Here is a 14896-nt window from a genome sequence, read left to right on the forward strand (position 1 = left end):
CCTTTCTTTTGCGCACTCACCCTGGCCTCAACGACGGCCCGGCAGCAACCGCAACACAAGCGCCACCACGCCGAAGCCCGCCGCCAGCAGGCTCAGACCGCGCCAGCCCGCCGACTCCAGCACCACGCTGCCGAGTGCCGAGCCCACCGCCATGCCGATGAACATGGCGGTGATGAGCAGCGCGGTGAGGCGACTACGCGCACCCGCATCCAGCCCGTAGATGATGCTCTGGTGCGCGATCAACCCGGCCTGCACGCCCAGGTCGAACAGCAGCGTGCCCAGTACGAGGATCCACAGGTTGTGCGGCGCCAGCGCAAAGGCGCCGAAGCTTACGATCACCAGCCCCGCGCTCAGGCGGATCACCAACTCCGGCCCCTTGCGGTCGGCCATCGCACCCGCCAGCGGCGCGCACAAGGCACCCAGCGCACCGGCCAGCCCGAACAGCCCTGCCACCGAGCTGCCGTAACCGAAGGGCGGCTGACTCAACATCACCGCCAGCGTGGACCAGAAGGCACTGAAGGCCGCGCTCAGGAAAGCCTGCGTGAGCGCCGCACGACGCAGCGCCGGATGCTTGCGCCACAAGGTCAGCAGCGAGCCGATCAAAGCCGGGTAGGACAGCGTGGTGGTCGGCGGGAAATCCGGCAGGCGACGCCAGGCCACCACGCCGAACACCGCCAGCGCGATGCCGGCAGCCACGAACATCGCGCGCCAGCCCAGCCAGTCGCTGAACACACCGCTCACCACGCGCGACAGCAGGATGCCCAGCAGCAGGCCGGTCATCACCGTGCCGACGATCCGGCCGCGCTGGGCCTCCGGCGCGATCGCCGCCGCGGCCGGCACGCAGTCCTGCGCCAGGCTCGCGCTTACGCCGATCACGATGCTCAGCGCGCACAGCTGCCACAGCGCATGCGTGCCCGCCACCGCCAGCAAGGCCAGCGCCAGCACGCCCAGCTTGGCGAGGATGATGTGGCGCCGGTTGAAGCGGTCGCCCACCGGCGCCAGCAGCAGGATGCCCAGCGCATAGCCGATCTGCGTGAAGGTCGGCACCCGGCCCACCTCGCCCGGCGTCACGCCGAAGTCCGCCGCCAGCATGCTGAGGATCGGCTGGTTGTAGTACAGCGAGGCCACGCTCAGCCCCGCCGCGCAGGCCAGCAGGAAGACCAGCGCATTACTGAAGGCGGGCTGGGCCGCGATGTTCGGAGCAGGTGGGGTGCCCGGTCGCATGGTGTCCGTGGTCATGGGGGTTCTCGTGGTGTCGGGGAGTGTGCGCAGTCTGGGCAAACCCGGCCACCCACGGAAGACGCATGCACCGCAGAACTGCCATACACTCAGCGCATCACCGACCAGCGCCACGAAGGGCCCGCGCGTGACCCCCAACGAATCCACCCGCCAGCCGCTGGACCGCCTGATACTGATGCAGACCTTCATCCGCATCGTGGAGGCCGGCAGCCTGTCCGCCGCCGCCGCCCAGCTCGCCACCACCCAGCCCACCGTCAGCCGCCGCCTGCAGACGCTGGAACGCTCGCTGGGCGTCACCCTGATGCACCGCTCCACCCACGGCATGACGCTGACCGAGGCCGGCCAGCGCTACTACGGCCGCGCCCGCGAACTCATCGCACAGTGGAGCGAATTCGAATCCGACCTGCGCGGCACGGTGGACGAACCGCAAGGTCTGTTGCGCGTCGTCGCCCCGCACGCCTTCGGTCAGCAACAACTGGTCGGCCCGCTGGCTGACTACCTGGCGCGCTACCCGCGCGTGTCGGTGGAGTGGCTGCTGCACGACGCACCGCTCAACTTCGTGGAGCAGGGCGTGGACTGCGCGATCCGCGTCGGCGCCGTCACCGACCCCTCGGTCATCGCCATCCGCATCGCCGAAGTGCCGCGCATCGTCGTCGCCTCGCCCGCCTTGCTCGGCCCCCGCCGCCGCCCGCGTCAACCCGACTGGCTCAAGGACCTCCCCTGGCTCGCCCTCGGCCCCTACTACCGCAACGAGATCGTCCTGCACGACCGCCACGGCAACACCCACACCGTGCCCATGCAACCCCGCATCGTCACCGACAGTCTCTACGCCCTGCGCAGTGCGGCGCTCCGCGGCGTCGGCGCCGCCGCGCTGTCGCACTGGGTGGTGGAAGACGACATCCGGCGCGGTGATCTCGTACGCCTGACGCCCGACTGGCAAGCGGCAGCGCTGCCGGTATACGTGGTGTATCCGCATGCGGCGTTCTATCCGGCAAAGCTAAGGAGTTTTGTGGAGGTGATGCGGGGGGCGCTCACCGGAGACAGCTGGAAAGACGCGACCTAACTGCGCCGAGGCTTACTGGAATCGGCAGAGATAGCTGGCGGGGTCTAGTACGCAGTGCGACGCAATATCGCCTTGCAATGCAAACAGCTTGGGCGTCTTGCGGAAATCGAAGAGGCGATACAGATGAAACTGATCAGTCATCTCGCGTGCAAAGTCGACTTCGTTCCTGGAGGCGAAGAACGGCGTCTCCTTCGCAAATGCAGTGGTCTTGACCTCGACGAAGCGCTCCTTGCCGTTCAGTTCGAACGACAAGATATCGAAACCCAGGCCATCCCCACGCGTTTCAGATACGTGTTCGATGCGCTCAGCCAACTTCTTCTTGCCTGCTACGCGCAGACGAAACTCCTCGTACGCCAATGCCAGTTGCTCACCGGCTTTGCCAAGTGCGGTGTTCCTCGACTCTCGCGCAAGGTAATCGCGCTTGACCGCGGAGCGCGCCTGAACGCGATACGTCCCAGCCGGTTCTGCTATGCCTTGCGAGGCTGAAGGAGCCTGTACAACGAATCGGTCAAAATCGACCGCGCTCGGAACGACTGCGGGTTGTTCGGCTGCGGCTTGCGAAACGAGATCGAACTCTGGATGAACCGAGATCCAACTCTCCACGCACTCGGCAAGCGCTCGCTGATAGTTTCCGCGCGGCTTGTAGCCGGGAATCCAGTGGCAATCCAGATCACGCAGCACCGCACTGATGTTCTGGTGCTTGAGTTCGACCGCTCCATCGCTGCGACCATCCAGAAGACGAAGCAATGCTCGCCGGTGCTCCGTCTTGCTGTACTTCTGTCCCGACAGCTCCAGCGTCAGCATGCGCATGTAGTCGGCAACCGTCGCCTCGATTTCGAACTTGCTCCAATCTTCTCCGGTCGCCACGCGTCGCTCTCCTGATCAGAGTCTGCATCGTAAAGCCAAGCGGAGGACGACACAAAGAATGAGGGCCGCATCGGCGGCCCTCATTCTTTGCTCAGCTGCGAACTACACCTTGTGATAGACCTTCGCCCCCGTCTTCACGAACTCCACCGACTTCACTTCCATCCCCTTCTTCAGCGCTTCCTCTTCGGCGATGCCTTGCGCAGCGGCAAAGTCGCGCACGTCCTGGGTGATCTTCATCGAGCAGAAGTGCGGGCCGCACATGGAGCAGAAGTGGGCGACCTTGGCGCCTTCCTGCGGGAGGGTTTCGTCGTGGTAGCTGCGCGCGGTGTCGGGGTCGAGACCGAGGTTGAACTGGTCTTCCCAGCGAAACTCGAAGCGCGCCTTGCTCATGGCGTTGTCGCGGATCTGTGAAGCGGGGTGACCCTTGGCGAGGTCGCTGGCGTGGGCGGCGATCTTGTAGGCGATGATGCCGGCCTTGACGTCGTCCTTGTTGGGCAGGCCCAGGTGCTCCTTGGGCGTGACGTAGCAGAGCATGGCGCAGCCGTACCAGCCGATCTGCGCGGCGCCGATCGCTGACGTGATGTGGTCGTAGCCGGGCGCGATGTCGGTGGTCAGCGGGCCCAGCGTGTAGAAGGGCGCCTCACTGCACCACTCCAGTTGCAGGTCCATGTTCTCCTTGATCAACTGCTGCGGCACGTGGCCGGGGCCTTCGATCATGACCTGCACGTCGTGCTTCCATGCGATCTGGGTCAGCTCGCCGAGCGTCTTCAGTTCGCCGAGTTGCGCTTCGTCGTTGGCGTCCCAGATGGAGCCGGGGCGCAGGCCGTCGCCCAGCGAGAAGCTGACGTCGTAGGCCTTCATGATCTCGCAGATTTCTTCGAAGTGCGTGTAGGTGAAGTTCTCCTTGTGATGCGCGAGGCACCACTTGGCCATGATGGAGCCGCCGCGCGAGACGATGCCGGTCATGCGGTTGGCGGTCATCGGCACGTAGCGCAGCAGCACGCCGGCGTGGATGGTGAAGTAGTCGACGCCTTGTTCGGCCTGCTCGATCAGCGTGTCCTTGAAGATTTCCCAGGTGAGGTCTTCGGCCTTGCCGTTCACTTTTTCCAGCGCCTGGTAGATCGGCACGGTGCCGATGGGCACGGGGCTGTTGCGCAGGATCCATTCGCGCGTCTCGTGGATGTTCTTGCCGGTGGAGAGATCCATCACCGTGTCGCCGCCCCAACGAATCGACCAGGTGAGCTTGTCGACTTCTTCCTGGATGCTGGACGTGACGGCGCTGTTGCCGATGTTGGCGTTGATCTTGGTGAGGAAGTTGCGGCCGATGATCATCGGCTCGCTTTCCGGGTGGTTGATGTTGGCCGGGATGATGGCGCGGCCACGGGCGACTTCGTCACGCACGAACTCGGGCGTGATCACTTCCGGGATGCTGGCGCCGAAGCTCTGGCCCGGGTGGATGCGGCCCATGAACTTCGCCATCTTCTCGCCGTTGGGGCCGGTCGCCTTCAGCGACTCGATGTAGGCGGCGCGGTTGAGGTTCTCGCGGATGGCGATGTATTCCATCTCCGGCGTGATGATGCCTTTGCGCGCGTAGTGCATCTGGCTGACGTTGCCGCCGGCCTTCGCGCGACGCGGCTTACGCTGCAGGTTGAAGCGCAGCTCGTCGAGCTTCTTGTCGGCTTCGCGCGCACGACCGTATTCGCTGGTCATGCCGGCCAGCTGCTCGGTGTCGTTGCGCTCCTCGATCCACCTGGCGCGCAGTGCGGCCAGACCGTCGCGCACGTCGATCTTCACGGCCGGGTCGGTATAGGGGCCGGAGCAGTCGTAGACGTAGATCGGCGGGTTCTTTTCGCCACCGAAGGCGGTGGGCGTGTCGCTCTGGGTGATCTCGCGCATCGGCACGCGGATGTCATCCCGGGAGCCAGACAGGTAGACCTTGCGCGAATTGGGCAGGGGGGCGATGGCGGCTTCGTCGACATGGGCGGACGAGGCGAGGAATTTTTCGTTGGCGTTCATGGTGGCGACCTCCGTGGGGGCAAGCGGGTAGGAGGCAGCCGGCGCACCCGGGGCGGGTGTGCAGTCGCGTTCCCTACGCCGGAATTACCCGGATCAGGTTCGAAGGGTATTTCTCACCGCCAATCCCGTTTAAACACTTGTTCAAACAGGCGTTTGGCAGACCCCCCGCGAATGGCTGGCACCTTACCGAAAAGCCCTGCCCGACACAACCGCGCCGCAAACGCCGCAAGGGCTGAGATCACAACCCTTCGTCGTGCAGTGCAGAAGACCGGCGCGCGGCGGTCGATAACATGGGTTCCACCCTGTCATCAGGAGCGCCGGCCACCTGGCTGGCGGAGACCCATGACCCATTACATCCGTCGTATCGCCGCGCCCCTGGGGCTTTGCTGCTTGCTGGGCGCTTGCTCGACAGCACCGGAAGCGCCGCCCGCACCTGCGCCACAGCCCGAAGTGGTGATGCCGCGGGTGGAGGCCGCCCCCGAGCCGGTGCCGGTCGTGGCCCCGCTGGCCGTGGTGCCTAGCAAGCCGGCCGCGAAGCCGGCGCGCAGCGCCGCCAAGCCCGGCCGCGCGAATGCCGCAGCGGCCGGCGCGACGACCACCACCGCGGCTCCGCAAGCCGCGGCCGACAGGATCGAACAGCCGAAGGGCAGCCCCGTGAAGGCAGTGCCCGCCAAACCGGCCACCCCGGTGGCGGCAGCGAAGCCGGCTCCCGGCCCGGAATGGCTGCAGCGCTGCTCGCGGCGCCAGCAGAGCGGCAGCGCGGTGTTGTGCGACGCCGACAGCCTGCTGGCTCCGCCGTCGGAACGCGTGCAGGTCTATGTGCGCGACCCGAAACTGGCGCGCAGCACCCCCAGCGGCGCCATCCAGGTGAACGAAGGCCTGCCGCGGCTGTACCGCTTCTTCGTCCTGCACTGACGATTCATCCCGGGCTGAGGCACCACGGCATCTGCCCGCTGACACACAGCTTCACCGGGCCGCCGGTCGGCCTTGCTCAAGTCCTTGCCCGGCAAGGCCGAAAACACCGGTAATCCCCTGCGACACCGGTGTCCTTCATGGCCCTTCCCATGACTCTTCCTGCGGGCGTTCCGACGAGCGCCCTCCTGCGCGGCCTGGTTGCCGGCAGTCTGCTGGCCGCACTCGCCCTGCCCGCCAACGCGGCCGACTGGCTGACCGTTGCGCGCGACCGCCTGCGCGTGGTGGAACTGGACACCGCCAGCATCACCGCCGCCGAGAACGACACCAAGGTGGCCTGGGGCCGCATCGTGCTGTCCGACGCCGAGGCCCGCAACGCGGGCTACAAGATGGTGCGGGCGATGAACCGTTACGACTGCCGCAACAGCAGCTTCGTCATCGTAAAGCGGGTGTACCTCGCCGATGACAGCACCACCCTGCGCGAAGAGCAGGTGGATGCCAAGGAGTCGCTGCGCGTACGTCCCGGCACCGTGGACGACCGCTTCTTCAACGAGGTCTGCAAACCCGCCACGGCCAAGGCGGCCGGCAAGCAGCCCACCGTGGCGGACCTGCAGAAGGTGGCGCGCGAAGCCGCCGGCCGCGTACAGGCGCTGGACACGGTGAAGACGCAGCCGGACGCGGCCATCCGCCGCGCCGACATCCAGCTGGCGCGAGACGAGGCGCCCGCCGCCCCGGCCACACCTCCCGCGCACCCGTCGACAAAGCCGGCACCGCCAGCGCCTGCCACACCGCCCGTGCACGCCCTGCCCACCCTGCCGAAAACCATGCAGCCCGCGGCCCGGCCTGCGGAAAAGGCAGACAAGACAGAGGCCGCCGCGGCGGCAGCCGCCAGCAAGATCGAGATCGGTCCCGACGGCACCGTGCGCGCGGCACCGCGCCCGCCACGGCCGACGCCGGTCCCCACCTCCGCCCGCGCCGCCGAGGCGCGCGCCGCCCAGATGCCCTACACCGCGCCCGCCCGTCCCGCCGCCCTGGCGATGAGCGCGCCTGCGGTGAAGCCGGCCGAGCCCGCCCGGCTGCCGGAACGCTGGAGCTACGAAGGTGAAGGCAGCCCGGAGAACTGGGGTCGCCTGTCGCCGCAGAACGCGCTGTGCATGAACGGCCAGCGCCAGTCCCCCATCGACGTGCGCGACAGCATCAAGGTGGAGCAGGAGCCGCTGCAGTTCGATTACCAGCCCTCCTACTTCCGCATCGTGGACAACGGCCACACCATCCAGGTGAGCTATGGCGCCGGCTCGTCGCTGAGCGTGATGGGGCGTCGCTACGAACTGCAGTCCCTGCACTTCAACCATCCGGGCGAAGGCCGCATCAACGGCCAGTCGTTCGAGATGACGGCACAGCTGGTCCACCGCGACGCCGAAGGACGCCAGGCCGTCGTGCTCCTGCCGATCCAGCGCGGCGACACGCCGCAGTCCTTCGTGCAGACCCTGTGGAACAACCTGCCGCTGGAGAAGAACGAGGCCTACCAGCCGGCCGTATCCATCAACGCGAACGACCTGCTGCCGGCACGGCGCGGCTATATCTCCTTCATGGGCTCGCTCACCACGCCGCCGTGCAGCGAGGGTGTGCTGTGGATCGTGATGAAGCAACCGGTCGTGCTGACGGCGGACCAGATCGGCGTGTTCGCGCGCTTCTACCCGAACAACGCGCGGCCGTTGCAGCCGCTGGCGGGGCGGACGATCAAGGAGTCGCGCTGAGGCGTGTGGGCCGGGTGTCGGGCTGAGCGCAGCGAAGCCCGACACGGCGAGCGACAAACCCGAAAACCCGCGCCGGCTCTTCCAGTACGGCACCAAAAGCAAAGGGCCCGCCTGCGCGAGCCCTTTGCTTTTTGGGTACCGCCGGACGATCCGCTCAGCTCAGCAGACCACCGTCCACGTCCAGCCGGTTCACCAGCGCCTGCAGGCCGGCGTGCACCTGCATGAGATCCGCTACCGGCATGGCGCCCAGCACTTCGGGCAGCAGGCCGCGACGCGGCATCGGTGAGCGGCTGACCAGTTGCAGACCGGCATCGGTCGGTTGCAGCTTCACCACGCGCTGGTCGGTCGCGTTGCGCAGCTTGGTGATGTAGCCCCCGGTTTCCAGTCTCTCCACCAGGTTGCTGGTGGTGGAAGGGTGAAGGCTCATGCGGACGGCGAGATCCCCAACCCGCAGTCCCGGTGTATCCACAATCTCCTGCAGCGCCCACATCTGCGCCCCCGGCAGCCCCGCTTGCTTCTCCATCTGCGCCGAGTAGCGTTGTGCAGCGCGCAGAACGACGCGCAACTGCTGCAACACTGCCTGCGGCGTGGGCGGATGCGCCTGCTCGCGCTCCGTCGTTATCGTCATATCCTTCCTCCGTCAGGCGCAGCCGGTTAACGCTTACTGCTGTTGGCTACGCCCTGCCGAATCTAGGCGTTTCATGACGAAGCACGCGCGACGCATTTCACGGAAAACCCCCGGTGCACGGGGCAAATGACGCCAAATGGCAACTATTTGGCACTCATGAAATTTGACAGGAAACGGCCGAAGCGCAGGTCGTGCCCGTAGGCCACGTTGAAGCGCAGGTAAGGGGTCGGCTGCAGTTGCGGGCGGAACAGCCGGCCCGGCGCCAGCACGATGTTGGCGGCCTCGGCGGCTTCGGCCACCGGCGTGGCGTCTTCCATGCCCGGCATCGCCGCCCACAGGAACAGGCCGCCATCCGGCTGGCAGAACGCCAGGCCGTGTGCGTCCAGCACCTTGGCCGCGCGCGCGCTGGCCTCGGCCAGGCGGTTCTGGATGCGCTCCACATGCTTGCGGTAGTGGCCCTCGATCAGCATGCGGTGCACCACCTGTTCCACCAGCTCCGAGGTGCCGACCGAGGTCAGCAGCTTGATGTCGGCCAGCTCCGCGGCGAGGTCCGGCGAGGCGGCGAGATAACCCACCCGCAAGTTGGCGGACAGCGTCTTGGAGAAGCTGCCCACGTAGAGGACGCGGCGCAGCTGGTCCAGCGAAGCCAGGCGGGTCGTGGTGCCGGGGTAGAAATCGGCGTAGGTGTCGTCCTCCACCACCACGAAATCGTGCCGCGTCGCCGCCTGCAGCACGCGGTAGGCGCTGGCCGCGCTGAGGTTGTAGCCGGTGGGGTTGTGCAACACCGACTGGGTGAAGAACAGCTTGGGCTTGTGCTCGGCGGCCAACCGCTCCAGTGCCTCGGGGTCGGGGCCGTCCTCGCGCCGCGGCACGCCGATGAGCCGCGCACCGAGCAGGCGCAGCGCACCGAACAGGGTGTAGTAGCCGGGGTCGTCGACCAGCACCGCGTCGCCGGGGTGGATGAAGTGACGGGCGATGATGTCCAGCGCCTGCGAGGCGCCCCAGGTCAGCACGATCTGTTCCGGATGCGTCTCGATGTCGATCGCGGCCATGCGCCGCGACAACTGCTCGCGCAGCGGCGCGAAGCCCAGCGGCTCGCCATAGCAACCGAAGCGCGTGCCGTCGCCGCGGGCCACCGTGCGCAGCGCGCGCTGCACGCCTTCCTGGTCCATCCATGACGGTGGCAGCCAGCCTGCCGACAGCTTGAGCACCCCGGGTGTGTCGGCGAGGCCACGGCGCATCAGCCAGGCGACGTCGAAAGCACGTTGCCGCTGTGCCGCCGGCAGGGCCGGAGCCACCCGCTCCTCGCGCGGCGCCACGAAGAAGCCGGCGCCCCGCCGTGACTGCAGGTAGCCCTGCGCCACCAGCCGGTCGTAGGCCTCCACCACCGTGAAGCGGCTGATGCCGTGCCGCTCGGCCAACTGACGGATCGCCGGCACGCGCGCGCCGGGGCGCAGCAGGCGGTCCTCGATCTGGGTGCGCACGCCGTCGACGATCTGTTCGACGAGGGGCAGGGCGTGTTCGGCATTCAGGCTCAGCAGCATGGAAAGCTTCTCTTGTTCGACGTCGGACTGCGGTGTCCGGTGGACTGGCCCGGTCGCGCGACCAGTACAGATTCAGGAATCGTTCGGGCAACTGTACCGGTGCATCCCGGAAAGTGTCCGTTATTGTCCGCTGCCACGAACCTTAGTCGATGGAGGCCGTCATGTCATCCCGTGAAGCATCCGACAGCGAACAACGCAGCGCACAACAAAGCCGGTTCCTGCTGCAACAGGCCGAGGCCATCGACGCCCGCGCCCTGGTGGCCCCCACGGCCCTCATGGCTCTCATGGCCGGCGTCTGCCTGATCGCGCTGGCCACCTGGCTGGGCAGCGCCTGGCGCAGCCACGCGGACCTGCCGGCGGGGCTGCCGCAGGTGCTGGACGTCCAGCGGAAGGTGCTGTTCAAGGCCACCGCCGACGGCGGCGTACAGGTGCTGTCGCTGCGCAACGGCATCAGCGAGCTGGCCGTGCTGCGTGACCCGTCGCGACTGGCCGTGCATGACATCGCCCTGGATGCCGGGGGCCACACCCTGTGGGTGCTGGGCGAGCACAGCGCCTGGCGCTACGACGCGCATAGCCTGCGCCCGCTGTCACGCGTGCAGGTGCTGGCCTCGAACGGCGGCGCCCGCTTCGAACGGGTCGGCACGGAATCGGTGTCGGTCGGCCCGCGCAATCTCAATTGAACCCACCGAATCAACCGAAAGCACGCACAGGGAGACTCGCCATGCCCTACCTGACCGTCCGGCATACCGGCAACCTGACTGACGAAGCGCGCGACGCGCTCTTCCATGAACTCACGGCGCTCACCGCCCGCGTGCTGCGCAAGCAGGATTCGCTGACCGCCGTCAGCATCGAGAGCATCCCGCGCAGCCACTGGGCCGTGGGGGGACGCAGCCTTGCCGAGCAGGGCCAGCACACCGCCTATCTCGACATCAAGGTCACCGCCGGCACCAACACGGTGGACGAGAAGGCCTCCTTCGTCGCGCAGGCGCACGCGCTGCTCACCCATGCGCTCGGGCCGCTGCATCTGGCGAGCTACGTGGTGATCAGCGAAGTGCCCGCGCAGGACTGGGGCTACGGCGGCCGCACCCAGGCGGCACGCCGGCAGGACAGCCAGGGTGTCGCGCTGACCGCCGCCTGATCGGCGCTACGCAGACGATGTTCATGATGTCCGGCAGCAGCCTGTTCGCCTTCGTACTGTTCGTGTTCGCCACCTCGGCCACCCCGGGGCCCAACAACGTGATGTTGCTGGCCTCCGGCGTGAACTTCGGGGTGCGCGCCACGCTGCCGCACCTGCTCGGCATCAGCAGCGGGGTGGCGATGATGCTGGTGGCGGTGGCGCTCGGCCTGTCGCAGGTGTTCGCCGACGCGCCACATGCACACGGCATCCTGCGCTGGGTGGGTGCTGCCTACCTGCTGTACCTCGCCCTGCGTCTGGCCTTGTCCACCAGTGCCGCCGACCACGACGCAGGCAAACGCAGCCAGCCGATGGGCTTCTGGTCGGCGGTCGCCTTCCAGTGGGTGAACCCCAAGGCCTGGATCATGGTGCTGGGCGCCTGCAGCAGCTACCTGCCCAGCGACAGCAGCCTCGCCATGGTCGCCGGCTTCAGCTTGTTGTTCGCGCTGATCAACATGCCCTCGGCGGGAATGTGGGCCGTGTTCGGCCAGCATCTGCGCCAGTTCCTTGGCGAATCGCGTCGGCGTCGCCGGTTCAACCTCGGCATGGCAGCGCTGCTGGTGCTGTCGCTGTGGCCTGTCCTCGGCGCGTCCGCGCCGGCAGGCGCCCTGCACTGAGCTGCCGGCTGCGCGGGGGCAGCACGATCAGCCCGTAGAATGCGGGCTTCGCTCCTGCCTGCCCGGTCCTGCTGCATGACCCCGAGTTGTCCCCGCCCCGTCGGTCACGGCCTGTCGTCGTGAGTACGACAGCCCCGATCCGCATCGTCCGGCGCGCCGCCGACACGGCCGCGCCCCTGCGCCTGCTGTCGCTCATTCCGCCGATGACGCAGCTGAACACGCCCTACCCGTCGGCGGCCTACCTCACCGGCTTCCTGCGCTCGCGCGGCGAGGACGCGGTGCAGGAGGACCTGGCGCTGGCGCTGGTGCTGCGCCTGTTCTCGCGCGACGGACTGGCGCAGATCCGCACCGCCGTCGATGCGCTGCCGCTGCACGAGCAGTCGCCGCAGGTGCAGGGCTTCGTCGCGCAGTACGAGCGCTACCTCGCGACAGTGGACGTGGTGATCGCCTTCCTGCAAGGTCGCGACCCGACCATCGGCCATCGCATCTGCAGCCGCAACTTCCTGCCGGAAGGCGCGCGCTTCGCGACGCTGGACGAGTACATCGACCCGGAGGGTGGCGATCCGCTGGCCTGGGCCTTCGGCGCGCTGGGCATGCAGGATCGCGCCCGCCATCTCGCCACGCTGTACCTCAACGACCTGGCCGACGTGCTGCGCGACGCGGTGGATCCGCGCTTCGAGTTCGTGCGCTACGCCGAATCGCTGGCAATGAGCCAGCCGAGCTTCGACCCGCTGGCCGAGGCATTGGCCGCGCCGCACACGCTGGTGGACGGCACGCTGCACGCACTGACGCTGGAGGCGATCGCGAAGCACGCGCCGCAGGTGGTGTTGCTATCGGTGCCCTTCCCCGGCTCGGTGTATGCCGCCTTCCGCATCGCGCAGAGCATCAAGGCGCAGGACCCGTCCATCGTCACCATCCTCGGGGGCGGCTACGTGAACACCGAGCTGCGCGAGCTGGCCGAACCGCGCGTGTTCGATCACTTCGACTACGTGACGCTGGACGACGGCGAGCGCCCGCTGCTGGCGCTGCTGGAACACCTGCGCGGTGCGCGCGGACGCGACGCGCTGGTGCGCAGCTTCGTGCGTGACGGGAAGGGCGACAACGAAGGCAGCGTGCGCTACATCAACGCCAAGGAGGCCGACGTCGCCTTCGCCGAGATCGGCACGCCGACCTGGGACGGCCTGCCGCTGGACCGCTACCTGTCGCTACTGGACATGCTCAACCCCATGCACCGGCTGTGGTCCGACGGGCGCTGGAACAAGCTGACGGTGGCGCACGGCTGCTACTGGAAGAAGTGCAGCTTCTGCGACGTGAGCCTGGACTACATCGCGCGCTACGAAGGCGCTTCGTCACAGGTGCTGGTGGACCGCATCGAGGCGATCATCGCCGAGACCGGGCAGACCGGCTTCCACTTCGTCGACGAAGCGGCACCGCCGAAGGCGCTGCGTGGCCTCGCCGAGGAGCTGCTGCGTCGTGGCGTGTCGATCTCCTGGTGGGGCAACATCCGCTTCGAGAAATCCTTCTCGCCGGAGCTGTGCCAGTTGCTGGCGGAAAGTGGCTGCATCGCGATTTCCGGCGGGCTGGAAGTGGCCTCTGACCGCCTGCTGCAACTGATGAAGAAAGGCGTGTCGGTCGACCAGGTGGCGCGGGTGACGAGTGCCTTCACCGAAGCCGGCATCCTGGTGCATGCCTACCTGATGTACGGTTTTCCGACGCAGACGGTGCAGGACACGGTGGATGCGCTGGAGTACGTGCGGCAGTTGTTCGAGGCCGGCTGCATCCAGTCCGGTTTCTTCCACCGCTTCGCGTGCACCGTGCATTCACCGGTGGGCATGAACCCGGAGGAATACGGCGTGAAGCTCGTGCCGTTGCCGCCGGGGAGTTTCGCGAAGAACGACGTCGGCTTCATCGACCCCACCGGCGTGGACCACGACAGCATGGGCCGCGCGCTCAACAAGGCGCTGTACAACTACATGCACGGCATCGGCCTGGACAAGGACGTGCGCCGCTGGTTCAGCGAGCATGTGCCGAAGCCGCGGGTACGACGCGATTTCATCGCGCAGGCGCTGGCAGCACGTCGCTGAACCCGGGGCGGTGGCTTGACCGATACGGCTACCCCAATTCGAAGGTGGTGATGCCGAACACACGCTGCAGCTCGCATGCTGGCGGCGGCCCCTTGTACATCCTCGCCGTCTCGAACACCACGCGCATGCCGTGCGCCTCGGCCAGTGCCACCGCACTGGCGTTCGGCAGGGGCACATCCAGGAAGACTGCGTCGCCCTCTCCTGCGTCACCCTCTCCTGTATCGCCCTCGCCGGCCCGCGCACACAAGGCGTCGAACAGCCCCTCGGCCACGGAGGGTGCATCAGCATTCAGCGGACCGATCTTCCAGCCCTCCATGCAGCGGCGGATGACACCCCAGCCGCGCAGTACGCCATCCTCCAGCCAGCCGAGTGCGGCGGCGTCAGGCTGCGCGATCCATGCGCGAAGAAAGTCCTCGCGTGGCGCAGGGAACACCCGCGCATCGTCGCTCGCCAGTTGCCCGAAGCCCAGCTCCGTCAATGGCAGGACATGGGGTGTCTTCGTCGCCACACGCCCCAACCGGCCGGCATAGCGCGCGTTCCGCCAGGCCAGCACGAAGCCCGACTTGCGGTAGTTGTCCTGCTGGGCCGGCACGCCGTCGAGGCCGACGACCTGCCCCTGCAGCCGCGCCATGCCTTGCGTCCACAACTGCCAGCCGATGCCTCGCCCACGGAAGGCCGGCTGCACGATGTACAGGCCGATGAAGCCGAAGCGGCCCGCGCAGGACACCGCGCTGATGCAACCCGCGAACCCGCCTTCCACCTCGGCGATCAGGAAGCCATCGGGGTCGGCTACAGGAAAGGTCCGTGCGTCGTGCAGGCCGGGGTTCCAGCCCTCGCGCGCGGCGGCGGCGATGGCCAGCGCCACCTCGTCGGCGTGCATGGATCGGATGGTGCATGCGGCCACTGCGATGCTCCCGGCGTGGAAAGCGCCAACCTTAGCGGATGCCCGGTGCTACGCAACCGGCCCGGAGCGATATCCGGCATACGACACGCAG

General features: G+C 67.5%; 13 protein-coding genes and 1 riboswitch. Of the genes, 7 read left to right on the top strand and 6 right to left on the bottom strand.

The window, feature by feature from the left end:
- Positions 1-27: 27 nt before the first annotated feature.
- On the bottom strand, positions 28-1239 hold the full coding sequence (locus VVD47_RS11185) for an MFS transporter (protein ID WP_327603544.1): 1212 nt from the start codon (positions 1237-1239) through the stop codon (positions 28-30).
- Positions 1240-1366: 127 nt separating this feature from the next.
- Here VVD47_RS11185 and VVD47_RS11190 point away from each other — a divergent pair, with 127 nt between their 5' ends.
- Positions 1367-2302, top strand: coding sequence for a LysR family transcriptional regulator (locus tag VVD47_RS11190; protein ID WP_327603545.1), 936 nt, complete (start codon positions 1367-1369; stop codon positions 2300-2302).
- 12 nt (positions 2303-2314) lie between these two features.
- Here VVD47_RS11190 and VVD47_RS11195 read toward each other — a convergent pair whose 3' ends face one another.
- Together VVD47_RS11195 and thiC are read right to left on the bottom strand one after the other, a co-directional pair.
- Entirely contained in the window at positions 2315-3169 is an 855-nt protein-coding gene (locus tag VVD47_RS11195) for a DUF3883 domain-containing protein (protein ID WP_327603546.1), read from the bottom strand.
- 102 nt (positions 3170-3271) lie between these two features.
- Positions 3272-5185 carry a phosphomethylpyrimidine synthase ThiC gene (gene thiC, locus VVD47_RS11200; protein ID WP_327603547.1) on the bottom strand — a complete coding sequence of 638 codons (1914 nt, stop codon included), beginning with the start codon at positions 5183-5185 and terminating at the stop codon, positions 3272-3274.
- 52 nt (positions 5186-5237) lie between these two features.
- Positions 5238-5361, bottom strand: a riboswitch (TPP riboswitch).
- A 166-nt stretch (positions 5362-5527) separates the two neighbouring features.
- On the opposite strand from thiC, the gene VVD47_RS11205 reads away from it, so the two are divergent.
- Positions 5528-6100 carry a hypothetical protein gene (locus tag VVD47_RS11205; protein ID WP_327603548.1) on the top strand — a complete coding sequence of 191 codons (573 nt, stop codon included), beginning with the start codon at positions 5528-5530 and terminating at the stop codon, positions 6098-6100.
- A gap of 137 nt (positions 6101-6237) precedes the next feature.
- The gene (locus tag VVD47_RS11210; RefSeq protein WP_327603549.1) at positions 6238-7854 is read left to right on the top strand and encodes a carbonic anhydrase; all 1617 of its coding nucleotides are present in this window, start codon (positions 6238-6240) and stop codon (positions 7852-7854) included.
- A 154-nt stretch (positions 7855-8008) separates the two neighbouring features.
- Here the strand turns inward: VVD47_RS11210 and VVD47_RS11215 are convergent, their stop codons facing one another.
- Complete coding sequence (locus VVD47_RS11215) at positions 8009-8482, bottom strand: MarR family winged helix-turn-helix transcriptional regulator (RefSeq protein WP_327603550.1); 474 nt, start codon at positions 8480-8482, stop codon at positions 8009-8011.
- 143 nt (positions 8483-8625) lie between these two features.
- Entirely contained in the window at positions 8626-10026 is a 1401-nt protein-coding gene (locus VVD47_RS11220; protein WP_327603551.1) for an aminotransferase-like domain-containing protein, read from the bottom strand.
- A 161-nt stretch (positions 10027-10187) separates the two neighbouring features.
- On the opposite strand from VVD47_RS11220, the gene VVD47_RS11225 reads away from it, so the two are divergent.
- From VVD47_RS11225 to VVD47_RS11240, 4 genes are all read left to right on the top strand, one after another.
- On the top strand, positions 10188-10706 hold the full coding sequence (locus VVD47_RS11225; protein ID WP_327603552.1) for a hypothetical protein: 519 nt from the start codon (positions 10188-10190) through the stop codon (positions 10704-10706).
- Positions 10707-10747: 41 nt separating this feature from the next.
- Positions 10748-11164: a tautomerase family protein gene (locus VVD47_RS11230; RefSeq protein ID WP_327603553.1), complete on the top strand. Its 417-nt coding sequence runs from the start codon at positions 10748-10750 to the stop codon at positions 11162-11164.
- A gap of 23 nt (positions 11165-11187) precedes the next feature.
- Positions 11188-11817: a LysE family translocator gene (locus VVD47_RS11235; protein WP_327603554.1), complete on the top strand. Its 630-nt coding sequence runs from the start codon at positions 11188-11190 to the stop codon at positions 11815-11817.
- Between the two features lie 203 nt (positions 11818-12020).
- Positions 12021-13901, top strand: coding sequence for a B12-binding domain-containing radical SAM protein (locus VVD47_RS11240; protein WP_327604642.1), 1881 nt, complete (start codon positions 12021-12023; stop codon positions 13899-13901).
- Positions 13902-13929: 28 nt separating this feature from the next.
- On the opposite strand, the gene VVD47_RS11245 is transcribed toward VVD47_RS11240, so the two are convergent.
- Positions 13930-14781 (bottom strand): GNAT family N-acetyltransferase, encoded by an 852-nt coding sequence (locus VVD47_RS11245; RefSeq protein ID WP_327603555.1) that lies wholly within the window; start codon positions 14779-14781, stop codon positions 13930-13932.
- Positions 14782-14896 lie beyond the last annotated feature (115 nt).

Source organism: Uliginosibacterium sp. H1 (assembly GCF_036017065.1).
Taxonomy (GTDB): Bacteria; Pseudomonadota; Gammaproteobacteria; order Burkholderiales; family Rhodocyclaceae; genus Uliginosibacterium.